Below are 23,546 nucleotides of genomic sequence, written 5' to 3'. Positions count from 1 at the left end.
CACAATGGCCACATACGACACGTCTTCATCGGCGGACGTAGTGCAGCAACTGACCGTCGATGACTGCTGGGAGCTGTTGCGACAACAGCAACTGGGGCGTCTGGTTGTTTCGGTCAGCGGTCGTATCGACATATTCCCCATCAACTACCTGGTGGACGGGCAGCGCATCTTGTTCCGCACTGCCGAGGGCACAAAACTGGTAGAGCTCACGATCGATCACCGAGTGGTTTTCGAGGTTGATCACGTTGATGACACGTCCGGATGGAGCGTGGTTGTTCACGGAAATGCCAGGACTCTGAGCAGTTTCGCTGAGATGGCGGCGGCCGACGCGCTTGGCCTGCAGTCGTGGGTACCCACGACGAAGTACAACACCGTGGAGATCGTGCCCGAGGAGCTGACGGGCCGATACGTCCGATTCGGCCAAGAACCTGAGCGGTGACTCGCACATTGATGACAGAAGGATCGACCGAAGTATGGGGCGCGACCACTTCGACGAACGGTGCAGAAGAATCTCGACAACAACCTATCTCGGATGCTTCTCGAAGGTGCCATCGTTCCCGGCGACACCGTTCATGTTGACGTCAGCGAGAACGCACTCTCCATCACGGTAAGGGACCACGACCGCGCCGAATCCGAGAACGGTGTTGCGACCCGGGCAACGGAACCGGCATAGGTGGTTAGGCGAGTGGTCTTGACTGCTCGTGCAAGCCCTCATCTATTTTGACTATCGAAAATGGGAGTGCCGTATGTGTTTTTCGCCCGAGGCCGATTTGGCAGCTGGAGTCGTCCTCGGTGCGCTCGCGATTGACGCGTTGCGCCGGCACCCCTGCCGGTCTGATCTGCCGCTTGCGGCTCTTCCGGCCGTACTGGCTGCGCACAGTCTCATCGAGGCTCTCGTCTGGTACGCAGGTCGGGGAAACATCGATGAGGCAATTGGCACTGCAGCGACGTACGCGTATCTTCTGATCGCTTTTGTCGTTTTGCCCACCCTGGTGCCGTTGGCGATTCGCTTACGGGAGCCGAAGAACAGTCATCATCGCGCACTCACGGGGCTGGTTGTGCTGGGTGCTGTGGTTTCATCAGTCTTGTTTGCGGTGCTTGTCACAAGTCCCGTGACGGCCACGTTGGAGACCCACTTTGTTCGGTACCACACCCAGATACCGTTCGCTGCACTGATTGTCACCGGATACGTGATTGCGACCTGTGGGCCCGGTCTGTTGTCATCGGCACGGACGATTCAGGTATTCGCGGGACTCAACCTGGTCGCAGTCGGGGTCTTGGCTCTGGTCAACACCGCGGGACTGACCTCGTTGTGGTGTGGTTGGGCAGTGGTGACGAGCGTGGCGGTTGTGATCCAGATTCGTCGCGACGAATCCCTTCGTGAGGCTTTGCCGGAGAAGGCAATCAGCGACCAGACGTAATCAGTTTCTACCTGCGAACAACAAGTTTCTCTATTGACATCACGCTTCTGCAAGCGCGGCGAGAGATTCCACTTCAGTGCTGCATCACTTTGATTGACCATGAACGGAATCGACCTGCATCGTGACTCTCCACCAGTCGTCCAGCGGACTGGGATCGGGCCAGTGGACCACCACGTCTGACTCTGGAATCCCGTCTTGTCCTGCCGTGTGGGGTAGTACGTTTCTTTGTGGCATTTGATCGTTCTCCTTGTCCCCGGATCATGTCGATGATGTTCCGGGACCACCAACGATCTATAGAGCCCAAGGTCCCTTACGGTCATGAAAAGCGACGAGGGGCCGGGTTGTGGTGCATCTCCCCGTGGGGCGGTACAGGTTCGATTCCGCGGCTCATGACATTCGACCCTACCGTCCGAAAAGCCTTGTAAGGCAACCTGGGACAGGAGCCGTTCCTCCGCAACGGAGACAGCGTAGACACCGTACGGACACGTCCAAGTCTCTGTTCCATCGCGTATTCAGAAAGGTCGGAAACTATGTTCGGTGTTGTATTGATCATGGTGATGGTTGCGTATGGCATATGGACGCTGCTGCGAATGGGGGAATCGGCCGCGAACAAGGCGGACAACTGGCCTGGCTGCGCGCCGCGAGCGACAGAGCCGAAGAACGCCAGTTCGAGCCGCCACTTGCCGACAGTCGAGTGGAGCGAGCTCGATGAGGTCCAGCTCACCCGCCTGCTGAGGGAGAACAGTGACTGACCGGTTAAGGCGGCCTATTCCTGGAGCATCGTGGTCATCTGAGAGATCTCGACTTGCTGCGCGGTGATGATGGTGGACGCCATTGCTGTGATTGCGGGGTGCAGGCCGTTCTTGACCTCGTTCGCAGCCATCGTGATCCCACCTTTGTGGTGTTCGATCATCAGTGTCAACCACAAACGATCGAAGTCGGTGCCGGCTTTGTTGGCGAGGTCGTCCATATCCTCCTGCGACATCATCCCGTTCATCGCTCCGTGGCCTCTCCCCATGACCCCCATGCCGTCGGAGTCGACATGAGGTGGCGGCGCGCCCCAGCTCATGAGCCACTGGTACATCTGGTCCATTTCTGCAGTCTGTGTGGATCGAATGGTCGTAGCCAGAGCGATAAGTGTCGCGCTGTCTGTCCGGCCTTTGACCATGTCAGACATCTCGACGGCTTGGCCGTGATGCGGGTACATCATCTCCGCGAACATGACATCCGCGTGATTGAAGTCCGTAGCATTCTGGACAGTTGTGGATGATGCGGTGGGTTCAGAAGTTTCGCTCATACGCGACTGCATTCGACCCATGTCGCTGTCAGCGTCGATGACACCGCACCCGGTGACTCCGAGTAGGCCTGCAGTGGCCACAATGATGGCGAGTGTTTTCATGTGCGCCGTTGGTGGTTCTCTCACGATTGGTCACCTCGATGGAGTTGTACCCGTTGGCTTTTGTGCCGGTCGTTCAACATCTGTGCACCTCGAACAGCAGGCCGGGTCACGATGGGTCTCTGGTATGACGACGTACGCCGTAACGTGATTCAGGTCAGGCGGACGTCATTGTGGCGGGTTGATTCCCATCGCCAGGTTGCCCAACTTGTTGCTCTTACTGGGTCAGCTTGGTCATCGGGAGATCCTCTATCTTGTTGGTTGATTCGACTTCTATTGCAGTCGTTGGCCACCGCGCTCGGCGAGAGTAGAAGGACCCTTGAGATATGGCTGAACGTAGTTCAATTGCTGATGAAGAGGGGGCAGATGGCAGGCTGCGGACTCAGATCCGGTGCGCGTGCGAGTTCGGACTGAAAGGACCGCGCGCCGGCACATAGGTCCGACGTCAGGCCGGCTGCAGAGACCTTCGCCTCGCCGCTGGTGACGTTCGACCCTGATGGCCGGCCAGTCGTCAGCGGAGGCTTGGGGCGCCGAACAGCAAAGGGATCACTCAAATGTACTGGTGCTCATCGATGCCACCGCCGAGATCATCGCACGCCCAACGCCACCGTGATCGTCACCGGCGGTGAGTCCAGGACTGTTCGAGCGTGACGAGGAGATTGCAATGGTCAACACCACTAACGGCAACCGCCGAGAGGCGACGACAAGTGATGTGGACAAAACAACCTGGTCGCCGGAATGACGCCGCCGACCGAGTCGAGTACCCAGGCTCTGACGCCTTTGCGAGGCACGGGCGTAGCTGCTTGTGCAGCGGTAGCTTTCGGTGCAGGGCTCCTGGTCTCAGCTGACGAGTCCATGGGAGGGAGAGTCCTCCACCTCATCCTCGTGGCCGGGCTGTGCCTTCTTGTGGCGTTGTCGCTGGCGCCTCGAATTCCACGCGTGCTGACCGGCGTTACGTTCCTGGGCCTGGCGGTGATATCCATCCCTTTCGCCGCCGCAACGTGGTACGCGTGCCGTGGTGCGACCGCAGCACCGGTGTACTCACTTGGCAGCGTGATCCTACTTCTCGGTGGTGCCCTTGCCGTGGGGGTTGGAGTCGCGGCGTTGTGGACTACAAAGAAGACGGTCATTCGGGTGCTGATCGTCCCCCTGGTAGTGCTGAGCGCGTACGGGCTCGCTGTGCCCGTCGCGATCGCGACATATGCAACGACCGGCGCAGGCGATCCCGGGGCAGCAGGGCGTCCATTACGCGAAGGTGATCCCGATTTCGACGCTGTGACCTTGCGAACGGCCGATGCTGTGGAGCTGGCAGGCTGGTACACGGCCTCGTCGAATAGAGCCGGGGTTTTACTTGCCCACGGCGCCTCGTCCGACAGCGACTCCTTGCTCGACCATGCCAAGGTCCTCAGCGATGCTGGTTTCGGTGTTCTGCTGGTCGACGCGCGAGGGCACGGTCGCAGCAGGGGAGAGGCTATGAAGTTCGGTTGGTATGGCGACGCTGACCTCAGAGCTGGACTTGACTACCTCGTGACCCGGCGGGACCTCGATCCGAATCGAATTGGCGCACTTGGATTGTCGATGGGTGGGGAGGAGGTCATCGGAACGTTCGCGGTCGACAGCCGGATGGCTGCGGCGGTAGCTGAAGGTGCCACAGGCCGAACATACGCAGACAGAGGATGGCTCGACGACGTGTACGGCCTGCGAGGACGCTTCCAACAAGTTGTGGACAGCGTGATGTACTCGCTCACCGACCTTCTGACGCCCGCTTCACCGCCGACCAGTCTGCGCGACGCGGTTGCTCGGGGCGCACCCCGGCCCGTGCTGTTGATCGCAGCAGGCAACGAACGAGACGAGGTACACGCAGCCGACGAGATAAGGTCGGCATCGCCGACTAATGTTGACGTTTGGGTGGTTCCAGGCGGGAACCATACGTCGGGTCTCACCACCCGGCCGACCGAGTGGTCGACCCGTGTCACCGGGTTCTTCGTCGAGACACTGTTGGCATCTGCATGACCAGCGTCTCGGATATCGTCACCGCCAACCGGACAGTTCATTCGACGTGCGGACTACCAACGTGAACATGCTGACTCGTCCGAGAACGCCAACCTCAAGACGTCCCGCGAGGCCGAGATGACTATCCCCCTCCCGACGCCGCCGGGGGATGCCGCAGTGGCACTTGGCCATTGTATGGCGGAGACCGGCCGGCTCATTCACCAGCATCGAATGCATCTACCTCATGACAACATCAACCGCCAGATTCCATTCGCTGACGGGTCGGTGGCTCGGGTCTATCGCGAAACGGTGGTGGACGTCCAAGCTGTCGTCGAGCCGGTTACCCTAATCGTCGGCTTCCGGCTGCGCGGGGTCGCAGGCAACGGCCTCGCGCATGCGGCTTTCCGCCGCGAGAGTCTGCTCAACACACCGCTGTTCGTAGGATTTCCAGGATTCGTATCCAAACTGTGGCTAGCCCACGACAACCACAACCTCTATCGGGGAGTGTATGACTGGGACGGGTACGACAATGCGGAATCGTATGTACGTACTTTGTGGTGGCCGCTGTTGGTGGTGAGTCAGCGAGACTCGATCCGCTACCAGATCATCGCCGGCGCGGACCGGGATGCCACCCTTGCTGACCCGTCGGCAATCGAGGACGACAGGCAGTGGTGGCGCCCCCAATAGCCCGTGATGAAGGTCCCTGGCCAAGGGACTGTCGACCCTATCGACTGCAGATCCGGCGAGCCCATACTTGTTTGGTCCGGAAGAAGCCCGGCGCGGATCGCCCAGATTAAGCGGGGATGTTGGTATGCGTTGCTTGCCCGGCCGCTGCGCGGTTGCTGTTTTCGGGGCAGTCTGTGTTCTGGCCACGACCTCGTGCGGGCCATTCAGTGAACAAAGCCTTTCAGGTCCATCTGCGATGCTCGAAGAATTTTCGACGGCCATCGAAGCTCAAGACGCCGTGGCCGCAGCAGCAACGACTTCCGCGCCGGGTCAGGCACGGGAATCGCTTGCCGCTTCATTCGACGGCATGTCGGCGCAAGGAGTCGACGTCCAGGTCAGCCGGGCCGATGAATATGCCGATGGGACCGCAACATTCGCACTCAAGACAACCTGGAGACTGGACAACGACCGGGAACTGCGGACGGACACCTCTGGTTTGGCCCGCCGACTCTCGCTCGGCTGGCGCATCCAGTGGAACCCTGAACTACTGGCTCGGGGCCTGACAGCCGGCGGTAGCCTCCGCTCGGTGCGGACGGATGCGCGGCCCGCGCCCGCGGTCGAGGACCGATTCGGTCAAGACATGCTCACGCTGCAAACGGTCAACCACATTGCCCTTGACCCGGTGGCCGCAGATGACCTGGAGATCTCGATCGGTGCGCTCGTGAACAGCATCAACCCGGTGGCCCAGCTGGTGACGCCCGGGGCGGTCCGTGATCAGCTGGCTGCGGCCAACGGCAAGCCTGCGACGGTGGTGTCAATAAGAGACTCGGACATGGCGGCGTTGGTGAGCGATCCCGCGTCGATACCGGGTGTTTCGGTTACCGCGGTGCCACAGCTGGTTCCGCTCGATCGGCGGATTGACTCTCCGGTCCTGGATGGCGTCCGCGACTATTGGCAGGGCATCTACGATGCCACGGCCGGGTGGTCTGCCCAGATGGTCGCTCCAGGTACTGGACCCGTGCAGCTGGCCCGTGAGCAGGGGCCGCCCGCGCCGAACATCGGCACCGCCATCGAGCCGACTACGCAACTCGCCGCGCTCGAAGCTGTGGTTGAGGTTGCTCAACCAGCCAGCATCTTGGTGCTCGATACCGCGACCGGAGCGATCCGGGCGTCGATGCGCAACGACCTCGCGACCGACCGCGATATCACCATCGGCAAGAAATACACATCCGGCAGTACCTTGGAACCTGTGGCCCACGTAATCGACGAGCTGGCCGGATCCGACCAGGCGACGGCGACGAAGTTGTTGTCGCAATTGGGCCTGGGCGTGGACTTTTCGATTCCGGGTGTGCGTCCCGAGGACCACGCGAGCGCGCCGAATGCCCCGCCGGTGGCATTTCGTCCAGGAGATCGAGGGGTCTCGGCGCTCAACATGGGCGCGCTGGGAATGGCCGTGGCGCGAACTGACTTGGTTGTGCCCTGGATCATCTCGGGAGAACCGGGACGAACTGAGGTTGGTGACCTGGGGCCGGTCGACAAGACTGTGCTGAAGGTGGTTGACAGCGCGATGAAAACCACGGCGACCACCGGTGATGCCAGCGACCTGACGGATGTGCCGGGGCTACGGGCACTTGTCGGCACGAACGGACTGCAAGGCCCGGGCTGGTTTGTCGGGATTCAGGGACGCGAGGTGATCGTCATCTACTGCGAAGGTGAGCGGTCAGGATCGGCGACTCTGGCCGTCGCGCAACGTTTCCTCGCCTCTCGGCCGTCAATACGTTGAGTGAAATGTGCAGCCGACATTGAGTTGGCTGCCGACCCCCGATTGCTGCCGCGTTGACCAGCGGATATTGCGGTTCACTTGATGGGCCCGTGCTCGATGAGCCGTTGCGCGACAACGAAGGACGGGGTTCCGGATTCTTTGGCGAGCTGCCGCAACAGGTGATCTGCCTGGACAGCATCGAGTGACAGTCGCTCCATCACCATTCCTTTCGCGCGCTCGATGACGTCGTGGGCACCCAACGAGACCTCAAGTGCGTGATAGTCAACGGCGGCCTTCAGTGCCAGGGTCGCGCACCAAGCGAGGACCCCTCCTACCCGCACGTCGCACGGCGTGAACGCTCCAGGGCTGCGCCCCAGGAAAATCAGCGTCCCCAGGAGTACTCCTCCCGCTTGCAGCTCGAACAACATTATGCTTCGAACGCCGGTCGATCGGATCGCCGATGCGACTCCACTCCACCGGCCATCATGTTCGAAATCGTTGCAGCAAAACACAGTCTGGTCTGCCGGCGTCAATTGGCGAAGATCCTCAACAACGTTATCTCCGAGCGTAGGTGGTGGACGCCCAGTTGCCACAACGGCCGGATGGTGTTGCTCGTGTCCGTGCATGGTGAGGATGTCAGCCGAATCGGCGCCTTCGACCAGCCCGAGTGCGGTGGCGGTCACTGCGTACAGTGCTTCGTCCCTGCCGAAGTTCTCCGCAATGTGCTGGACGAGCCGGTCGAGTGCCACTCTGTGGTCCGGCAGTATCTCGAGAAGCGCATCATCGTTCATCGCTACTGCGGCCGTCCCGCGGTGCGTCGCTCGGCCTGATCGACTCGTAGCATTTTGCACAATCTGTCCTCCACACTCGTACTAGCGTCAAATGACAACCACGTATGTGCTCGATAGTGGCCATCGGCCAACGCCTCCCTTTCGGTCGGCACGGTCGTCGTCTCTCTGCAGTAGGGTCGGCCGACACGTGAGCGTCGACTCGAGTCCTCCATCGGCCCAGGACAATCGGTGAGTGTGGTACGTACCTGTCATCGGGGGGTTGACCCTGCTGTAGCGGGGTCCGAAAGACACAACACGGTGCTGCTGGCTGGAGGTATCCGGCACAGTGTGCCCGGGTACTGAGCAACGGGGCCAATACCCAAGCATCGTCTGCCACGGCCTTCACGGTCAGGGCCGCGTGGCGGGCACGGCACGTGCAAAACGATGAAAGAGGGTTTGACCGTCGCGCTCTCGATGCCGGGCGATGAGTGTGGGACATGGCGGGTCGTGCATCAATTGTTGACTGGTCGAACCCAGCAGCATGCCCGTGAAACCGCCGAGGCCGCGACTACCGACGACCAGCAGCTCGGCTTCGCGGCTCACCTGGGCCAGAACGTCAGCGGGGTCACCGTGCATGCTTCGGTAAGTAACGTCAACGTCGGGATAATCCTCGCGCCACCCCGCCAATTGCTCTGCGATCAACGCGTTTTCGGCTTCCTGCAGATCGATCAATCGAGAATCATCTGGGTCGCCAAAGGCCGAGTGCACTTTGTTCTCCTTCCATGAGTGCACCGCAAGCAAGGGAGCGTCCCGGCGATTGGCTTCATCGAAAGCAGCTGCGACGGCTTCGACACTGGCTGGTGATCCATCAACACCGACCACTATGCGATGTGCGGGGGTTTCTGTTGAACGGGTCGTGGGGACCAAGACAACGGGGCAGCGCGCATGCATTGCGAGCGCTGATGAAATGGGGTCGGGGCGGAGGCCGTGTCTACTGCGAGCACCGAAGACCATCATCGCGGCGTCGCTCGACTGCGCGATGAGTTTGTCGCGTGTTGCTCCCCTGATCACCTTGCCTCCGATCTCGAGGTCGCGAACACCAGCTTGGTTCGCGATGACACGAGCGACGACGCTCGCTTCGGTGACCACGCCCTGAGCTGTACGGGCGACGTCGTGGACGTACTCAGCTGGCAGGCGCCACGCGCGCATGGTGGGCTCGAGGTCTTCGATGACAGTGACGATGAGCAGCGGCGCTCCGCGCACCGCGGCCTCATAAGTTGCCCACTCGACGGCGGCGTAATCGGCTTCGCCGGCCACGACACCCACTGTGATGGGGGGATTGTCAGACATTGCGGCTCCTCTGCTCAAGTTTGACTATTCGGGCTTCGGTGCGCAGGCCCAAGTGCCGGTGGTCATCGTTTTGCCGGAACAAAGTCCTTGTCTCCGGCGTGTCGAACACCGGCGTCGTGCTGAGGTAGCCGACTCCGCAGTGTAGAAGAACAATTGACGAATAGTAATTCGTACTTTAAACTTCCGCTGAACCGGCGATCGATGGATGTCGCGGAAGGAGCGGAAGATGTCAATTCCATGGTGGATGTGGCCGGCGGTGCTCGGTGTGATCCTGGTGATGCTCGCGATCGACCTGTTCGCTCACCGAAGGGCCCACGTCGTTGCTGTCCGCGAGGCTGCCGCATGGTCGCTGGTCTGGGTGGCGCTCGCTCTGGGGTTCGGCGGCGTTGTCTGGTGGATGTGGGGTGGGGAGTTCGCTGCGCAGTACTACGCCGGGTACGTCATCGAGAAGTCGCTCGCGGTCGACAACGTGTTTGTGTTCGCCATCATCTTCAGCTATTTCGCGGTGCCGCGTGAGTATCAGCACCGGGTGTTGTTCTACGGCGTTCTGGGCGCACTCGTGTTTCGCGGCGCCTTTATTGCCGCGGGTTCTCTGCTTATCGCCAGCTTTGCCTGGATTCTGTACCTCTTCGGGGCGTTTCTCGTCGCCACTGGAATTCGGATGGCGATGCACCGGGAGGAGCACATCGACCCAGGGAAGTCGCTTGTATTGCGCGGATTCCGGCGGGTCACGCCCATGACGGACGGCTATCGGGGGCAGGCGTTTTGGGTGAAGGAAGGGGGTCGCTGGCTGGCTACGCCGCTCCTTGCTGTGCTGGTGCTGGTGGAGGTCACGGATATTGTTTTTGCGGTCGACTCCATTCCGGCGATCTTCGCTGTCACGAGCGAACCATTCCTGGTGTTCACCTCGAACGCCTTCGCCATTCTCGGGTTGCGCGCCATGTACTTCATGCTCGCCGACCTGATGCACCGCTTCATCTACCTCAAGCTCGGGCTGGCCGTGGTGTTGGTTTGGGTCGGATTCAAAATGCTCTTGTTGGAGGTGTACAAAATTCCCACCATCACATCTCTGACCGTGGTCGTGGTGGTACTGGCAACTGCGGTCCTCGTCAGCTGGGCTCGCACCCGCAACGACCCCGGCGGATCTGCAAGCCGCGTCGGCGAAGTATCTGTCGAGCACGGAAGCGACAGAGACGTAGCGGACGAGGCGATGGACGCGCCTCGTGCGGATTGAACAGCAGAAGCCTGAAACCGGAAATCGTGATGGTCTATTGTGCGGATATGGCCAAAGCCGATCTCACAGAGTTTGCCGGTCGTGCCGGTGACAACGAAGCGAAACCGGTTCGTAGCTGGACGTTCTTGACGAACCACGCGCATGTCTTGGTGTGTTTGGCGCGCGACGGTGAGTTGACGATGCGCCAACTTGCCCAGTCAGTCGGCATCACCGAACGCGCAGTCCAAGCGATCATCTCCGATCTGATCGAGGACGGCTACCTCACGCGGGTCAAAGACGGTCGACGCAACTCCTACACCGTCCGCGAGGAAGGCCGCATGCGCCACCGACTCGAGTCTGCCCACAGTGTGGGTGAGCTGCTCGCCGCTTTGCGTTGACCTCGTCTGCTTGCAGTGACGTCTGGCTAGGTTTTTGCAGCCTGAGATGGGCCGGTTGAAGGGCGACATTCGGCTTGATTGCCGCGGTCGCGTGCTCATCCGTCTCTCGTCATGGTTTAGACAAAGCTTGGATCGCAGTGGTCGATCCGTGACGTCGACCACGTGCTCCGCGTAGCCTGCGACGGTGAAAGAGTTCAAGGTCTCGGTCGATGATCGGTCGGTCATGGTCAGGGATGCGGGAGATGCGCGAGGAGTCCCGGTCGTGCACTTTCACGGAACGCCAGGTTCCAGACTGGAGCCGGGTTTCGGTGACGAGATCGCCCGACATCTGGGTATCCGTGTGATCAGCTTCGACCGACCTGGCTACGGCCAATCCGGCGCCGCCGTCAGCAGTCTGCAGCGGGTGGCCCGAGATGTCGAGGCAATCGTCGACGAACTCGGTATAGCCGTGTTCGCCACCTTTGGTTGGTCGGGAGGCGGGCCCTTCGCACTGGCGGCTGCAGCTGCGATGCCAGGCCGAGTAACGCGAGTCGGTGTGTCGGGTGGTCTTGCGCCCACGCAGGAAATGCCCAACGCCCGAGATGCGCTGACTCAGAACGATATTTCAGCTCTGTCATACCTTCCGGACGACCCCATCAGGTCGGCAGAGAGTTTTCGTCAGGGTAACGAGGAACTGCTCGACGCGATGATGCGCGTGCGTGACGATGAGCAGGCGCCGTGGATCGACTGGATGTGGGGAGAGAGTGACCCGAAGATCGTCGGTAACGAAACAGTACGACAGGCACTCCATGGCTCGTTCAGAGAAGCGCTGCGACAAGGGCCAATGGCCATTGCGTGGGACAACGTCGCCTTCATAGGACCATGGGGGTTCGATCTCGCGGAAGTCAAGTCGCCGGTGCGGCTTTGGTACGGCGACCGAGACCAGATGGCCCCGGTAGCCAACGGCCGATGGCTCCAGCGACACCTCCCCGAAGCCGAACTAGTCGTCTACCACGACGGAGGTCACCTGTTGCCGCTGGAGCACTGGGCCGAGATGCTGCAGGCGGTGACAGCTGGCGATTGACTCGGCATATCGCCGCTGCCGAGCCACAGGGAGGGTCGCTGGAGCGGTTGCTTCCTGATCGTGCAGACCTGACGGCCGACGATGTGCCGGATGACGAGCACGCGGCGCAGCCCAACGCTTCTCTCTCCTGTCCCAAACAGCCCATTCTGCGTTCGGGATTGATTAGCGTGAAGCAGACGCCTGCGCGGCGACGGTGTGGACATTCGCCTGCACACTCCCATCGAAGGAGACGGTCTGATGAACGTAAACGCCCCTGTCGTGGTGGCCGTCGATGGGTCCGTCCACTCGCACCACGCTCTACAGTGGGCCGCCGACGCCGCGATTCGGAAGAACCTGCCGCTGAAGGTGGTCACAACAGTCCAAACCATCACCTCCGGATACGCGCCGGGAGTATCGAAGACACAGGCCCTCATCGACGCAGCCCTGCGAGATGACGCCCATAACGTCGTCGATGCGGCCGTCGAGAAGGTCGCCAAAGAAAACTCTTCCGTTGTTGTCGACGGTCAGGTGATCGAGGGAAGGCCGGAGCTGGTACTACGCGACATCTCCAGCGATGCGCACCTCATGGTGCTCGGGAGCCGAGGGAGGGGTGGAGTGGCCGGGCTTCTGCTCGGTTCAGTCAGTACCGAAACTGCCGCTCACGCCGACTGCCCTGTTGTCGTAGTACACGGTCAGTACCCGGCAACTGGCCCGGTGGTGGTCGGAATAGACGGCTCGCCGACATCACATGAGGCGCTGACGCGTGCGTTTGCCGAAGCCGATGAACGAAACACCCCGCTGATTGTGGTGCACACGTACCTCGGATTTTCCAGCGACGTCTTCTACGGCCATTCCGAGGTGATACAACAACTCCGCGACGAAGCTGCTGAGCGTGTGGGAGAACTGCTTTCGGGTTTCCGTCAGGACTACCCCGACCTCGTTGTCGAGACACGCATCTCCGCTCTCGACGCCGCACGCTACATCCTCGACGTCGGCAACGATGCACAACTCATTGTGGTGGGAAGCCGGGGGCGTGGGGGGTTTCGAGGACTGTTGTTGGGCTCGGTCAGCCGCGCCATTCTCCATGGCGCACCGTGTCCAGTCATGGTTGTGCATCCAGTTAGGTAGGCCGGAGACTGGCGCACCGCCCTCAAGACCTCAGCATCCAGATCCCCGAGATTCAGGTTTGCACTATGGGCGGGACGCGGAGATCCCTTGGGGTCATGTCTGGCGTGCCTTATGCGGCGTTCCGCGACGAGACCCTAGGTAAACGGTTGCAGATCAGGAGAGGAGCCAGTCGTTGGGGGAGAACAGCTCACAGTGGATTCGGGCAGGATTGACATCTTGGTCGAGGAGCTGTTCGCGCACATGCTCGACAAATCCGTTGTTGCCGCACACGAAGATCGAGGACTTCGGATGTAGGGCTATGTCGGTCAGGTCGATTTGCCCGCGGTGAGCGTGTGCCGAGTCGCCTGGATCGGCGTACCACAGGTCCAGTGTGGCAGCAGGTAGGGCCTTGATGAGTCGCAGATGCAATTCTCTGAGTGGGTGAGTGGCTGGTGAGGTGTCCGCGTGCAAAACCTGGACGGTAGCAGCGGTGCCGGTGTCGTGCAGGTGGTGCAGGATGGCGATCATCGGGGTGATACCGATGCCTGCGGAAATCAGCACGACGGGTTGCGACCCGAGGTCGGCGGTGGGTAGGTCCCCGAAGGCTGTGGTGATGTCGATCAGGTCGCCTGGTCGCAGGTGCTGGGAGATGTGGTTTGACACTTCTCCGGCGGGCCCGTTGGCGTTGGCTGCGACGGGCTTCACGGCGAACGTCACCTCGTTGGCGGCGCCGGTGATCACCGTGTACTGGCGAATCTGACGGGCACCGTCGGGCAGCGTGATTCCGACGGATACGTACTGCGCCGGATGACGTTGGTAGAGAACAACGTCTTCTGCGGTCACGGTGATGAGGACTGCTCCCGACGGGTCGTCGACCCGACTTGTGATGCTGGCGCGGTGGAAGACCTGCCCATCGCCGACGCCTGCTTGCCGATATAGCTGGTGCTCGAGGTCGATGAGAGTTCTCGCCATCAGCCAATAGACCTGGTCCCAGGCAGCTGCCACATCAGCGGTGACAGTCTCGGCACCCAGTACCTCGACAATTGCCGCGAAGAGGTGCTCGTGGACAATGTTGTACTGGTCAGCGGTGATGCCCAGAGAGGCATGTTTGTGCCCGATTCGCGACAGCAATTCGGCAGGATGTGGCAGATTCGGATCGACCAGGTGGGTGGCGAAGGTGGCAATGGAAGCGGCCAATGCCCGTTGCTGGGCACCTTGCGCCTGATTTCCCCGGTTGAACAGGGTCCGCAGAAGCTCAGGTCGCGCGGTGAACATCCGGTTGTAGAACACTTTGGTGATGTCATCGACCTTTCCGCCCACCAGGGGCAGGGTGGCGCGGATGACCTCGGCGTGGCCGGGGTCTAGTTCTGGGGCAGCAGCGGCCTGACTGGAAGTTGGAGTGGGCATGGAAGTGCTCCGATCATGTTGCGGGAAGGAAGAAGCGGTCAACAACGAGAGATGCTGCGTGGGTTCAATGTTCGCGCGGCGATGCCGCTGTCAATGTGGGGAGCGTTGGCGCTGTGAGATCGTCCAGGGTGTACTTGTCGAGTTCTTGATAGAACGCTTCTTTCGCGGTGGCCAGCGCGTGGCGTAACCGGCACGCGGCGACCAGGGGACACGGACGTGCCCCATCGCAGTCAATGACCTCCCGGTCGTGTTCGAGCGTACGAATTACATGGCCCACCGGCATCGCCCGTCCAGCGTCCGTGAGAAACAATCCCCCCGTTCGGCCACGTCGTGCACTCACCCACTCGAGCTCAACGAGCCGAGTCACTGCCTTGGCTACATGATGCTCGGACGCGTTCACGGCCTTGGCAACGGAAGCGGTTGTCAGTCTGCAGCGTGCGGGGTCGGAGGCTGCGAGCAACATCATCGTCCGCACCCCCAGGTCGGTGAACCGTGTCAGCTGCATAAGACCCACGCTAGTTAACCTCTACGCGGGGAGCGACATTTATCGACGTGGCCTCAAACACCACGTTTCGTGCGGGTTTTCTACCAGCACTTACGCCCAATGCAACGCACACTCTGCCGGCAATGACCTCGAAGAGGCGATAGCGCGACAGGCCCGCGCGCTGCGAAGTTTCTCTGTCTGAAACCTTTCGTTTCGCTAAGCGAAGGCACTGTTGTCTGACAAAGCGTTCCACAATGACGCCATCGACAGAGACAGAAGGTGTGGGCGCGCTGGGTCAACTGTCCGTGCGGTGGCCACACCCGCGTTGCCCGCGTTCGCGATTCGATCGCGAAGGCGTAATTTCTGCTTTAGAGTTCCCGGCAACACCGCCACAACAGATCGGGTTGCTTGATGCAGGCACAGATTGTGGCGAATTCCGCTGTGATGCAAGATCAGCGCGCTGCGGCCGCCGACGTCGGCGACGCAAACAACAACAAGGCGTCTGAATTGCACTGGGGCGAGCGGTGGGTTCCATGTTTGAGCGCACTTGCGCCCGCACGTCTTACTAATAGGCCTGTGACGCAATGACAAAGAGCATGGCAGGAGATGAGGCGGCCGACGAGGTGGAGCGGGATTTCGGATACGAACCCGAACTGAAACGGTCGCTCAACGGGTTTCAGATGTTCGCCATCTCGTTTGCGTCGGTGTCGGTGGTCATCGGCATCTTTGCGACGTATGACGACGTTCTGCAGAACGCCGGACCTGTTGGGATCTGGCTGTTTCCGGTCGTTGCGCTCGGACAACTGTTGGTCGCACTGGTGTACGCGCAATTCGCGGCGCGAATCCCTCTCAGCGGATCCAGCTACACGTGGGCCTCACGGCTGGCCAGCCCGAAGATCGGATGGGCGTTCGGTTGGGTTGCGGTCCTCAGTGCCGTGACCGCGCCGGTGGCGATCGACAACGCTCTGGCAAGTCAGTGCCTGATGCCACTGCTCAACATGGAACCCGACGAGACGACTGCGCGCGTGATCACCGTGGCGCTACTTGTGATTCAGACCTTGCTGGCGATAGCGGCAACACGCATCGTCGGCTGGGTCAATTCATTGTCGGTGGGGGTCGAGATCGGTATCCTCCTCATACTCGGCACCGCGTTTGCAGTCGCCGTGATGGTGGCGGGCGATGGAACGACGGACAATTTGTTCTCCCGTGGTGTTGCCGGGGGAGACGCCGACTATTTCGCCATCGGCGGTGGTTTGATGGCGGCCTCGCTGATGGGGCTGACCACCCTGGTCGGATTCGAAACAGCCGCAAACATGTCCGAGGAGGCCGAGAATCCCTTCCGAAGCGTGCCTCGCGCCATCATCGGGTCGGTTGCCGCCGCAGGCGTACTCGGTTTTCTGTTCATCCTGGTGCTGACAGTCGCGATCAAGGACCTGCCGTCAGCGTCCAACAGCGAATCGTCGGTCGCGGAGATCATGCACCAGCAGTTCGGAAACGGCTTGGAGCGGCCGCTACTTGCTGCCATCGCCGTGGCGTTCTTCGGAGCCGCGCTCGTCACCATGACTTCGACAGCGCGTTACATCTTTGCGATGTCGCGCGACAAGCGGTTCCCAGGCCACCAAGTGATGCGCAGAGTCAACCCGCGCACCAAGACACCTATACCCGCCACGCTGCTGGTGTTGGCCGTGGGCGTGATCTTGATGCTTGTGATGCCGGGCTCGGCGCTGTTACAGCTCATTGCAACTGGTGCCATCTTCAACATCGGCCTCTACCTCATGACGATCGTGCTCTACCTCGGAGTACGCCGAAAGTTCGGGCGCGGACAGAGCGGCTTCGACCTCGGCCGGTTCGAAAAGCCCGTGGCGATCGCGGCGCTGGTGTGGGTGATCACGGCGTTGGCCGTGGTGCTCACCGCCTCCACTACGTGGGCGACCATCGTGATCGTTCTCGGTCTGCTGATCCCGGGCCTCGCATACTTTCTCTACATGCTGCGGTTCGACCGCGAAGTACTCGAAACCATATCCGACGACGCAGATCTCTTTACTGACCCCACGAAGTGACGAACTGGTGCCACCGGTTGTTGGAATCGCGCTGGGAGCCCCTGCCCGACAGCCTGATTCCATCAACGGGCGCGGACGTGTTCAGACAGGTGATAGGCGTCAGGTCGTAGGTCCCCGTCTCGATCCACGCGTATCTCGGTTCTGACCTTGACAACAGCCCTGTCTGACTGTCGTTTGTCCGGTCGACGCTTGTGTCCGCTGACCTGCGATGACCCCGGCCGCCCGTCATCGACACCTTTCCGTGACTAACTCTTTCGACGCTGATTGCGACGGTAGGAGTGGGTCGGCAACGAAAGGATCTGCTCAATGAAAAGTATTGTCAGTGCTCGGATTTCGAAGTCAACAGCCGGTACGGCGCTCACCGCCTTCGCGGCTGTGGCGCTCATGACGGGATGTGCAGACGACACTACGGACAGCTCTGCCCCCGTCACGACCACGTTGACCGAGACACGCACCGCAGATCCCGCCCTCACCTCTCCGTCGCCGGCCGCAATCGACGTGCCTGCCTCCGAGCCGGTGGGGGAGGAAGCGCCGTGCGGGTCACAGGTCGATGCGACGACGATCGACGATGCGATCGCGCAGATCGCGCCCCCGATGCCTGGTGTGAATTGGGTGAGGGGCGAGACCAACGCCGGCACATGTTCATTGTTGATCTTCGTGGCCCTGCACACCCAGGGTGGTACGGGCTCGTCGCCGAATCAGCTATTGCTCTTTCGTGGCGGTGACTTCCTCGGTACCGGTACCGCCTGCAACCTGAGCTACCAGATGATCACTGGTGCATCCGACGATCAGATCGACGTTCGGTACCGCTACATCGTTGCCGACGAACCCAATGCCGCGCCGCAGGGCGAGGTGAACGTCGCCTACCGGTGGAACGGATCCGGTATCGACATGATCGGTGAACTACCCGAGGCGATCACCGACGGTAAGTGTTGAACCGTCACCGGTAATCACCCGGGGCCTGGCCCGTGACACCGTCGGAGTAGCGCGACTGAACTTTCCCGAGCGCCAGAACCACCACCAGCGCAGCCGCCACGGGGAGGCAGGCAATCACAACGATCCAGCTGGTGGACACACCGAGACCGATGAGCGCTCCGCCGACGATGGGTCCGACGACTGATCCCAATCGCCCCATCGAGCTCGCCCAGCCGACGCCGGTTGCCGCGGTGGCCTGCGGGTACAACGACACGGCCACGGCGGCTTGCCCGATCATGCCGGCCTGTAGACCGAGGCCCACCCCACCGAACACCAGCAGCAGGAGAGCCTTGTCTGCGCCCAGGAACGCAGACAGGACCAGAAAAACGATCGCGACCGCCGTGGTGCCTGCGAGAACCGAGGTCATCCGAAATCGCCTGGCCGCCAGGATCAACACCCCTGCTCCGATGATGCTGCCGACTCCCAGCGCCGCTGATCCGAGTGGGGCGAGTCCCTTGGTGAAGCCGTAGCTGGTCAACAGCGTCGGCAGCCACGAGGAGAAGATGTAGAAGACCGAGAACACCAGGAATGCGAACACCCACAGCAAAATCGTGCGAGTCCGCACGCTGGGCTCGAAAAGGCGGGCAACCGATGCGCCGTGTTTGGCATGAGGCGATGCCACGGTGAGACCTGTCATGCCTCGTTCGTCGGGAAGCCATCGCCACAGGAAAGGAAGCAGCAGCGTCGATGCCGCGGCGCCGAGGATGAAGACCCATTCCCATCCGAACGCGCCGACGATCTGTGAGCCCACTAGTCCGGCGATGAGCGCACCGAGTGAGATGCCCGTGGTGACGAACACCGCTATCGACTGACGATGACGCGCCGGGTTCAGTGCGGTGGCCTGAGCAACGGCCGCGGGCATCACTGCGCCGAGTCCGAACCCGGTGATCAACCGGAGCGCGCTGAGCTCGATGATGGATCCACTCCAAGCGGTGAGGAATGATCCGATGGTGAATGCGACGACGGCGGCGAGGATGACGTTGCGGCATCCGAAGCGCGCTGTCAGCCGCCCGACGGCTATGTAACCCAGCGCGACCCCGAGGCTGGTCAACGACAGCGCCGGAGTGAAGTGCGAAGTGGGTACGTCCCAGTCGTCGGCCAGGGCAGGCACCGACAACCCGAGCGCAATGGTGTCGTAGCCGTCGAGGACGACGGCGATGAATGCGAGGGCGAGCACAGGCCAGTTCGGTCTGGTGATCTCGGCTGTGGTGGCCGGCTGGGTCATGGTCGGTCCGCTCATGATGGCGTCCTTGTGGTTGTCGGCGCGTGAGCGCCGGTTCGGCTGATGTTAGTCGTCCGGCTATCGGACGTTCGGGAGAAAGCCTTGGGCTTCGACCTCGACGGTGAGGCCCGGTTCCACCAGTGCCGACACTTCGACCAGTGTCGAGCAGGGCAGAGGTGCGGAGAAGGCGGCACCTCGGGCTCGGCCGACCGCCGCCTTGTCCGCGATGTCGGTGACGTAGATGCGGAGGGCGACGATGTCGTCGATCCCCGCACCGCACGCTTCAGCAAGTGCCCGGGTCCGCCGGAAGGCCTCGACTGCCTGCGCGTAGGTGTCACCGCCGCCGACAGGTCCGTGTGGGGTACCCGCGTGCATTCCGGACAGGAAGAACTGACCTCCGACGACCCGGGCATTGCTGAACATGCCAGGCCGTGGCGGTTCCGGGACGCCGGGGTGACCGACCGAGGTCATCGGCTCGACACCTCGCGGCGCGCATCGGACTCCTCTGTGAGGCGGGCGCGCACCTCGCGGAAGTCGTAGGTGGGGTAGAAGTCTGTCCGGAACGTGCCCCAGGCCCGTCGTTCGAGTTCGACGTTCACAGCGGGCAGACGGGCAGGAGCCAGCCGGAGCGTCACGATTTGTCCGATACCCATCGCGACGACCCAGGAGACCACCTCGCAACCCTCCGGGGGGAACTCATGCCACCAGTCGTTTTCATCAAGACGAGCCTGCAGCTGGTCCAGATTTTGACCCTGGTCGTGGCGCAGGAAGATCGTCAGCATCATGGTGGCATCGCTCATCAGGCGTTCGCTGCCGCGAGAACTTTGGCCTGCGCGACGGCGTCGGCGCGGTACAACCGCCGGATGCGGGACACCCCCAGATCGTGCTGATACAGGTGCTCTTCGCGGTCTGCGTCACCGGCGAGGGCTTCGAGGACTGCCCGGTCTTGTTCGAGGACCTCCCAGTGCTTCTCTTCGAGTCGCGTCCGGTAGAGGAACCGCCAGGTCTCACGTTCCCAGCCGCTCACCCGCCGGGTGCGCCAGTGGAAGATCGCGGACGTCTCGCGGTCGATCGGGGTGCTCATACCGACAATGCCGAACACGCCGCCGGGGCCGGCCGCTGGGCCGTAAGGGATCTCGAGATCAACGAAATCCATGGAACCTCGGACGAATTCGACCCAGTCGAAGTTCACCCCGCGTTGATCGGTCTTCTCGAAGAAGAACCCACGGTCGGTCTCGCGGATGCGGAACCGGGCCGAGATGTCGCCGCCGAACATCGAGTGCGAATTGCGGTGCAGGAACGCGCCGTGCATCGGGTCGAGCACGTTGTCCATGTAGAACCGCCAAGGACCGGCCCACTCGGCGTAGTTGGGGAACCACGACACCTCGGGGTCGGAGAGGCGGTCGGGGAGCACAAACGGCGTCGACACGGATTCTGCGGTGAGTGGCACGTACGCAAAGATCGTGTCGGCCGCTTCGACCACGCTCAGCGACACGGTTGCTCGCCGACCTTCGAGAGCACATCCCGGCATGCCGGGAACCGAGACGACAGTGCCACTGCCGTCCACCTGGACCCCGTGGTAGAGGCAGGCGATCCTGTCGCCGAGGTGTTGTCCGACCGACAGCGGGGCGCTGCGATGAGGACACCGATCTTCGAGCATGTGGACGACGCCTTGCGCGTCGCGGAACAGCACCCAGTCCACCTCGAGCCGGCGAACCGGCACCATCGCACCTGGCTCGACCATGTGCGAGGGGAGGATCGGGTACCACCGGTCGCGCAGACCCGTTGCTGCGATCTCGTCGGCATCGAGGTGTCGTCGTGTGCCCACAGCGAAAGTGGGGCCGCGATTTCGGGCGGTTTGTCTTGTATTGGTGACTGTTTCGGTACTCATATCACTTTCCCAATCTGCGCATCTCGGCGCGGAAGCTGTCGTCGGTCCACCGATCGCCGCCGGGACCGTGGAGTCCCAGGTCATTGAGACCCGCGACGACCTCGGCGAGAGTTGTTGCGCCGCCGGTGAACACCTCTGAGATAGAGCCCGCGAGCTTGGTCTCGTAGGGCGTGATCGGCTCTGGGTGAGTTTGGTGGACTTCGAGATAGGGCTCGCGGGCTGTGCGAGTTGTCATCGGAGGACTCCTTCGACGAGAGGGGTTGGTGGGATGGGGAGCCTGCCTTCGCGGGCGGCCAGTCCTTCGGCGATGGCGACGAAAGACGAACTCCACTCTGTGAACGACGAACGACTCGCGGTGTGGACCGGTCGGGCAGACCCGTCCACGACCACAAACACCGCGTTGTCGATGTCGCCCGCGAAAAGTTGGGCGGCCGTCAGATCGGTATCAGAGTGCGGTGCCGATGCGACGACGAGTGTGGGAACCGATACCCGCGGGAGCAAGGAGGACGAATCCTCCTCCGGCGTAACAGGATCAGCCAGAACGAGGCTCAGAACGACGTCGGGACACCGGATGGCGAGCCGGACTGCCTTGACGGCATCGGCACCTGCCGCGAACACATGTGTCCGTTCGCCGGCTTCGACCGCAGCCAGGGCCCCGTCGTCCCACCACAGCGTGCAGGCGTTCACGAGTGGGCCTCCGTGGGAACGTGGACAGGGGGAACAAAGGCGCCCGGTGTCGGGTCGAGTGCCGTGACGTCCACTTCGATCATCGTCGGGCCGGCCCTGTGTACGGCGTCGGCGAGGGCATCGGCGATGCTGCCGGGGCCCTGGATGAGTCGGTAGGGCATGTCCATCGAGGCGGCGAGCAGATCGAAGCGTGGAGTGTGCAGATCGACCCCGGAGCGTCGGAACCCGTTCTTTTCCTGCATGTTTCGAAGCACGCCGTATCCTCCGTCGTTGAAGACCATCACGATGACATGTGCTCCGGATCCGGCGAGCGATGCCAGTTCGCCGAGGTGGACTGCCAGTCCGCCGTCGCCGACCATGACAAGCGTGGGGACTTCGGGACGGGCGTGCGCGGCGCCGATGCCCATCGCCAGGCCCTGCCCGATACCCCCGCCGAGGGGAAAGATGTTGGTGGCGCGGTTGTAGATCGGGAGCAAACGATTGCCCCACTGGCTGCTCGGAATGGTCACATCACGTGCGATCACCGAGCGGGCCGGGAGGGCCGACCGAATAGCGGCGCAGATTTCGGCGTAACCGCCGATGTAGTCGGACAGGTCGGTACGAACACGGTGACGAAGGTCCTCGACCCGCTCTCGCCAGCCGTCAGTGCCGGAAGGGCTCTCGATGGCCTCGGCAAGTGCGGTGACGGTGCGCAGGGCATCACCGGCGAGCGCGACCTCGGCGGGATACACCCGGCCGAGGGTGGCCGGCTCGACGTCGATCTGGATGAGTGTCGCCGGGAGCGAGAGTGTGTACGAGGCTGTCTCATTCGAGCGGAAATGTGTGCCCACCGCGAGCATGACATCGGCATCGGCGGTGAGCTCACGGGCTGCGGGGGTGGTCGCGAAGTTGCCGATCACCAGGGGATCGGCTTCGGAGACGATTCCGCGGCCCGAGTTGCTGGTGAGGATGCCCGCACCGAGTCGGTGCGCCAACGCGGACACGGCGTCGCCCGCGCCGGCAGCGCCGCCGCCAAGCCAGATGAGTGGGCTCTTCGCGTGTGCCAAGAGGTCGGCGGCACGGGCAACAGAGTCGGGGTCAGCGGCCGCGACGACGCGGGGCGAGCACTCCGCGGGGCGCTGGCGGTCAGGCGAAGCGAGGTACTGCAGATCGGTAGGCCATTCGACACTGGCCGGCCCGGTCGGCGCCGACTGAATATGCGCTATCGCGGATTCGAGTTCGGCGTCGGCCTCCTTGGCATCTGTGATGGTCGAGGCGTGTGCTGACACCGCCTCGAGCAGCTGCGGCTGCGCGGGGAACTCGTGAATCACCCCTCGGCTCGCGGCAGGTCGGCCAGGGGCGAGGTACTCGCTCTCGATCTGTCCGGTGATGTGCAGGACACGACTACCGGCGGTCAGCGCCTCCACCATCGAGCCTGCGGCGTTACCCGCGCCGGTTCCGGTGCTGGTCAACGCGACTCCGATACCGCCCGACGCACGAGCAAACGCATCGGCCGCATTGACGGCGGCAGCCTCATGCCGCATCTCGACAAATTTCAGGTCCCGGTCGACGGCCTCGACGAGCGGAAGGTTGTGGATGCTGATCACACCGAACGCGGTGGTGATGCCATGCCGGCGCATCACCTCGACCAGTACGTCACCGCCGGTGCGGCGCTGGGTCTCGGGTGCTGGATTCATCGTCTTCTCCTGATGTTCGGTGAATGC

Annotated in this window: 26 protein-coding genes; 14 read left to right on the top strand and 12 right to left on the bottom strand. The window is 62.1% G+C overall.

Going from position 1 to position 23,546, the window contains the following annotated elements; genetic code table 11:
• Positions 1-4: 4 nt before the first annotated feature.
• From ACVWY6_RS23265 to ACVWY6_RS23250, 4 genes are all read left to right on the top strand, one after another.
• Entirely contained in the window at positions 5-439 is a 435-nt protein-coding gene (locus ACVWY6_RS23265) for a pyridoxamine 5'-phosphate oxidase family protein (RefSeq protein WP_317714582.1), read from the top strand.
• 93 nt (positions 440-532) lie between these two features.
• On the top strand, positions 533-673 hold the full coding sequence (locus ACVWY6_RS23260; protein WP_457541415.1) for a hypothetical protein: 141 nt from the start codon (positions 533-535) through the stop codon (positions 671-673).
• Between the two features lie 73 nt (positions 674-746).
• Positions 747-1,421, top strand: a complete 675-nt coding sequence (locus tag ACVWY6_RS23255) for a DUF6629 family protein (protein WP_457541323.1) — start codon at positions 747-749, stop codon at positions 1,419-1,421.
• Positions 1,422-1,951: 530 nt separating this feature from the next.
• Positions 1,952-2,173, top strand: coding sequence for a hypothetical protein (locus ACVWY6_RS23250; RefSeq protein WP_457541321.1), 222 nt, complete (start codon positions 1,952-1,954; stop codon positions 2,171-2,173).
• Positions 2,174-2,187: 14 nt separating this feature from the next.
• Here the strand turns inward: ACVWY6_RS23250 and ACVWY6_RS23245 are convergent, their stop codons facing one another.
• Positions 2,188-2,844 carry a DUF305 domain-containing protein gene (locus ACVWY6_RS23245; RefSeq protein ID WP_457541319.1) on the bottom strand — a complete coding sequence of 219 codons (657 nt, stop codon included), beginning with the start codon at positions 2,842-2,844 and terminating at the stop codon, positions 2,188-2,190.
• An 828-nt stretch (positions 2,845-3,672) separates the two neighbouring features.
• On the opposite strand from ACVWY6_RS23245, the gene ACVWY6_RS23240 reads away from it, so the two are divergent.
• The 3 genes from ACVWY6_RS23240 (at position 3,673) to ACVWY6_RS23230 (ending at position 7,258) form a co-directional block, all read left to right on the top strand.
• A complete protein-coding gene (locus ACVWY6_RS23240) occupies positions 3,673-4,830 on the top strand; it encodes an alpha/beta hydrolase (RefSeq protein WP_457541317.1) in 1,158 nt (385 codons plus the stop codon).
• A gap of 210 nt (positions 4,831-5,040) precedes the next feature.
• Entirely contained in the window at positions 5,041-5,496 is a 456-nt protein-coding gene (locus tag ACVWY6_RS23235) for a hypothetical protein (protein ID WP_457541315.1), read from the top strand.
• A gap of 235 nt (positions 5,497-5,731) precedes the next feature.
• On the top strand, positions 5,732-7,258 hold the full coding sequence (locus tag ACVWY6_RS23230) for an NTF2-like N-terminal transpeptidase domain-containing protein (RefSeq protein ID WP_457541313.1): 1,527 nt from the start codon (positions 5,732-5,734) through the stop codon (positions 7,256-7,258).
• Between the two features lie 74 nt (positions 7,259-7,332).
• On the opposite strand, the gene ACVWY6_RS23225 is transcribed toward ACVWY6_RS23230, so the two are convergent.
• Positions 7,333-7,665, bottom strand: coding sequence for an ANTAR domain-containing protein (locus ACVWY6_RS23225; protein ID WP_457541311.1), 333 nt, complete (start codon positions 7,663-7,665; stop codon positions 7,333-7,335).
• Between the two features lie 57 nt (positions 7,666-7,722).
• On the opposite strand from ACVWY6_RS23225, the gene ACVWY6_RS23220 reads away from it, so the two are divergent.
• A complete protein-coding gene (locus ACVWY6_RS23220) occupies positions 7,723-8,067 on the top strand; it encodes a hypothetical protein (protein ID WP_457541309.1) in 345 nt (114 codons plus the stop codon).
• Positions 8,068-8,415: 348 nt separating this feature from the next.
• Here the strand turns inward: ACVWY6_RS23220 and ACVWY6_RS23215 are convergent, their stop codons facing one another.
• Positions 8,416-9,357, bottom strand: a complete 942-nt coding sequence (locus ACVWY6_RS23215; RefSeq protein ID WP_457541307.1) for a universal stress protein — start codon at positions 9,355-9,357, stop codon at positions 8,416-8,418.
• A gap of 226 nt (positions 9,358-9,583) precedes the next feature.
• On the opposite strand from ACVWY6_RS23215, the gene ACVWY6_RS23210 reads away from it, so the two are divergent.
• The 4 genes from ACVWY6_RS23210 (at position 9,584) to ACVWY6_RS23195 (ending at position 13,138) form a co-directional block, all read left to right on the top strand.
• Positions 9,584-10,591, top strand: coding sequence for a TerC family protein (locus ACVWY6_RS23210; RefSeq protein WP_457541305.1), 1,008 nt, complete (start codon positions 9,584-9,586; stop codon positions 10,589-10,591).
• A 47-nt stretch (positions 10,592-10,638) separates the two neighbouring features.
• A complete protein-coding gene (locus ACVWY6_RS23205) occupies positions 10,639-10,968 on the top strand; it encodes a helix-turn-helix transcriptional regulator (protein ID WP_457541304.1) in 330 nt (109 codons plus the stop codon).
• A gap of 184 nt (positions 10,969-11,152) precedes the next feature.
• Positions 11,153-12,031: an alpha/beta fold hydrolase gene (locus ACVWY6_RS23200; protein ID WP_457541302.1), complete on the top strand. Its 879-nt coding sequence runs from the start codon at positions 11,153-11,155 to the stop codon at positions 12,029-12,031.
• A 237-nt stretch (positions 12,032-12,268) separates the two neighbouring features.
• The gene (locus ACVWY6_RS23195) at positions 12,269-13,138 is read left to right on the top strand and encodes a universal stress protein (protein WP_457541300.1); all 870 of its coding nucleotides are present in this window, start codon (positions 12,269-12,271) and stop codon (positions 13,136-13,138) included.
• Between the two features lie 153 nt (positions 13,139-13,291).
• Here ACVWY6_RS23195 and ACVWY6_RS23190 read toward each other — a convergent pair whose 3' ends face one another.
• Together ACVWY6_RS23190 and ACVWY6_RS23185 are read right to left on the bottom strand one after the other, a co-directional pair.
• On the bottom strand, positions 13,292-14,524 hold the full coding sequence (locus ACVWY6_RS23190) for a globin domain-containing protein (RefSeq protein ID WP_457541298.1): 1,233 nt from the start codon (positions 14,522-14,524) through the stop codon (positions 13,292-13,294).
• Between the two features lie 64 nt (positions 14,525-14,588).
• Complete coding sequence (locus ACVWY6_RS23185; protein WP_457541296.1) at positions 14,589-15,029, bottom strand: RrF2 family transcriptional regulator; 441 nt, start codon at positions 15,027-15,029, stop codon at positions 14,589-14,591.
• A 575-nt stretch (positions 15,030-15,604) separates the two neighbouring features.
• Here ACVWY6_RS23185 and ACVWY6_RS23180 point away from each other — a divergent pair.
• Together ACVWY6_RS23180 and ACVWY6_RS23175 are read left to right on the top strand one after the other, a co-directional pair.
• On the top strand, positions 15,605-17,068 hold the full coding sequence (locus ACVWY6_RS23180) for an APC family permease (protein ID WP_457541294.1): 1,464 nt from the start codon (positions 15,605-15,607) through the stop codon (positions 17,066-17,068).
• A gap of 306 nt (positions 17,069-17,374) precedes the next feature.
• Positions 17,375-18,004, top strand: a complete 630-nt coding sequence (locus tag ACVWY6_RS23175; RefSeq protein WP_457541292.1) for an LppP/LprE family lipoprotein — start codon at positions 17,375-17,377, stop codon at positions 18,002-18,004.
• A gap of 4 nt (positions 18,005-18,008) precedes the next feature.
• On the opposite strand, the gene ACVWY6_RS23170 is transcribed toward ACVWY6_RS23175, so the two are convergent.
• Genes ACVWY6_RS23170 through ACVWY6_RS23140 form a run of 7 tightly spaced genes read right to left on the bottom strand, consistent with a single transcriptional unit; the run spans position 18,009 to position 23,519 of the window.
• Positions 18,009-19,283: an MFS transporter gene (locus tag ACVWY6_RS23170; protein WP_457541290.1), complete on the bottom strand. Its 1,275-nt coding sequence runs from the start codon at positions 19,281-19,283 to the stop codon at positions 18,009-18,011.
• 60 nt (positions 19,284-19,343) lie between these two features.
• Positions 19,344-19,736, bottom strand: a complete 393-nt coding sequence (locus ACVWY6_RS23165; RefSeq protein ID WP_457541288.1) for a RidA family protein — start codon at positions 19,734-19,736, stop codon at positions 19,344-19,346.
• On the bottom strand, positions 19,733-20,065 hold the full coding sequence (locus ACVWY6_RS23160) for a hypothetical protein (RefSeq protein WP_457541286.1): 333 nt from the start codon (positions 20,063-20,065) through the stop codon (positions 19,733-19,735). Before ACVWY6_RS23160 ends, ACVWY6_RS23165 begins: the two co-directional genes overlap by 4 nt.
• On the bottom strand, positions 20,065-21,156 hold the full coding sequence (locus tag ACVWY6_RS23155) for a Rieske 2Fe-2S domain-containing protein (RefSeq protein WP_457541284.1): 1,092 nt from the start codon (positions 21,154-21,156) through the stop codon (positions 20,065-20,067). The genes ACVWY6_RS23160 and ACVWY6_RS23155 overlap by 1 nt, the downstream gene beginning before the upstream one ends.
• A gap of 1 nt (position 21,157) precedes the next feature.
• A complete protein-coding gene (locus ACVWY6_RS23150; protein WP_317714605.1) occupies positions 21,158-21,391 on the bottom strand; it encodes a recombinase-like helix-turn-helix domain-containing protein in 234 nt (77 codons plus the stop codon).
• A complete protein-coding gene (locus tag ACVWY6_RS23145) occupies positions 21,388-21,843 on the bottom strand; it encodes an alpha/beta fold hydrolase (RefSeq protein ID WP_457541281.1) in 456 nt (151 codons plus the stop codon). Before ACVWY6_RS23145 ends, ACVWY6_RS23150 begins: the two co-directional genes overlap by 4 nt.
• Complete coding sequence (locus tag ACVWY6_RS23140; RefSeq protein ID WP_457541279.1) at positions 21,840-23,519, bottom strand: thiamine pyrophosphate-binding protein; 1,680 nt, start codon at positions 23,517-23,519, stop codon at positions 21,840-21,842. The genes ACVWY6_RS23145 and ACVWY6_RS23140 overlap by 4 nt, the downstream gene beginning before the upstream one ends.
• Positions 23,520-23,546 lie beyond the last annotated feature (27 nt).

Source organism: Williamsia sp. R60, from assembly GCF_054063855.1.
Note: the sequence above shows the minus strand (reverse complement) of the source record. Positions and strands in the feature narration are given on the sequence as shown.

Coding starts and splice junctions, on each gene's coding strand:
- ACVWY6_RS23140 (WP_457541279.1), bottom strand. CDS start 23,519: ATGAATCCAGCACCCGAGACCCAGCGCCGCACCGGCGGTGACGTACTG.
- ACVWY6_RS23210 (WP_457541305.1), top strand. CDS start 9,584: ATGTCAATTCCATGGTGGATGTGGCCGGCGGTGCTCGGTGTGATCCTG.
- ACVWY6_RS23250 (WP_457541321.1), top strand. CDS start 1,952: ATGTTCGGTGTTGTATTGATCATGGTGATGGTTGCGTATGGCATATGG.
- ACVWY6_RS23190 (WP_457541298.1), bottom strand. CDS start 14,524: ATGCCCACTCCAACTTCCAGTCAGGCCGCTGCTGCCCCAGAACTAGAC.
- ACVWY6_RS23160 (WP_457541286.1), bottom strand. CDS start 20,065: ATGAGCGATGCCACCATGATGCTGACGATCTTCCTGCGCCACGACCAG.
- ACVWY6_RS23165 (WP_457541288.1), bottom strand. CDS start 19,736: ATGACCTCGGTCGGTCACCCCGGCGTCCCGGAACCGCCACGGCCTGGC.
- ACVWY6_RS23230 (WP_457541313.1), top strand. CDS start 5,732: ATGCTCGAAGAATTTTCGACGGCCATCGAAGCTCAAGACGCCGTGGCC.
- ACVWY6_RS23175 (WP_457541292.1), top strand. CDS start 17,375: ATGAAAAGTATTGTCAGTGCTCGGATTTCGAAGTCAACAGCCGGTACG.
- ACVWY6_RS23265 (WP_317714582.1), top strand. CDS start 5: ATGGCCACATACGACACGTCTTCATCGGCGGACGTAGTGCAGCAACTG.
- ACVWY6_RS23150 (WP_317714605.1), bottom strand. CDS start 21,391: ATGACAACTCGCACAGCCCGCGAGCCCTATCTCGAAGTCCACCAAACT.
- ACVWY6_RS23205 (WP_457541304.1), top strand. CDS start 10,639: ATGGCCAAAGCCGATCTCACAGAGTTTGCCGGTCGTGCCGGTGACAAC.
- ACVWY6_RS23235 (WP_457541315.1), top strand. CDS start 5,041: ATGCATCTACCTCATGACAACATCAACCGCCAGATTCCATTCGCTGAC.
- ACVWY6_RS23260 (WP_457541415.1), top strand. CDS start 533: ATGCTTCTCGAAGGTGCCATCGTTCCCGGCGACACCGTTCATGTTGAC.
- ACVWY6_RS23220 (WP_457541309.1), top strand. CDS start 7,723: ATGTTCGAAATCGTTGCAGCAAAACACAGTCTGGTCTGCCGGCGTCAA.
- ACVWY6_RS23180 (WP_457541294.1), top strand. CDS start 15,605: ATGGCAGGAGATGAGGCGGCCGACGAGGTGGAGCGGGATTTCGGATAC.
- ACVWY6_RS23170 (WP_457541290.1), bottom strand. CDS start 19,283: ATGAGCGGACCGACCATGACCCAGCCGGCCACCACAGCCGAGATCACC.
- ACVWY6_RS23215 (WP_457541307.1), bottom strand. CDS start 9,357: ATGTCTGACAATCCCCCCATCACAGTGGGTGTCGTGGCCGGCGAAGCC.
- ACVWY6_RS23255 (WP_457541323.1), top strand. CDS start 747: ATGTGTTTTTCGCCCGAGGCCGATTTGGCAGCTGGAGTCGTCCTCGGT.
- ACVWY6_RS23185 (WP_457541296.1), bottom strand. CDS start 15,029: ATGCAGCTGACACGGTTCACCGACCTGGGGGTGCGGACGATGATGTTG.
- ACVWY6_RS23195 (WP_457541300.1), top strand. CDS start 12,269: ATGAACGTAAACGCCCCTGTCGTGGTGGCCGTCGATGGGTCCGTCCAC.
- ACVWY6_RS23155 (WP_457541284.1), bottom strand. CDS start 21,156: ATGAGTACCGAAACAGTCACCAATACAAGACAAACCGCCCGAAATCGC.
- ACVWY6_RS23225 (WP_457541311.1), bottom strand. CDS start 7,665: ATGTTGTTCGAGCTGCAAGCGGGAGGAGTACTCCTGGGGACGCTGATT.
- ACVWY6_RS23240 (WP_457541317.1), top strand. CDS start 3,673: ATGGGAGGGAGAGTCCTCCACCTCATCCTCGTGGCCGGGCTGTGCCTT.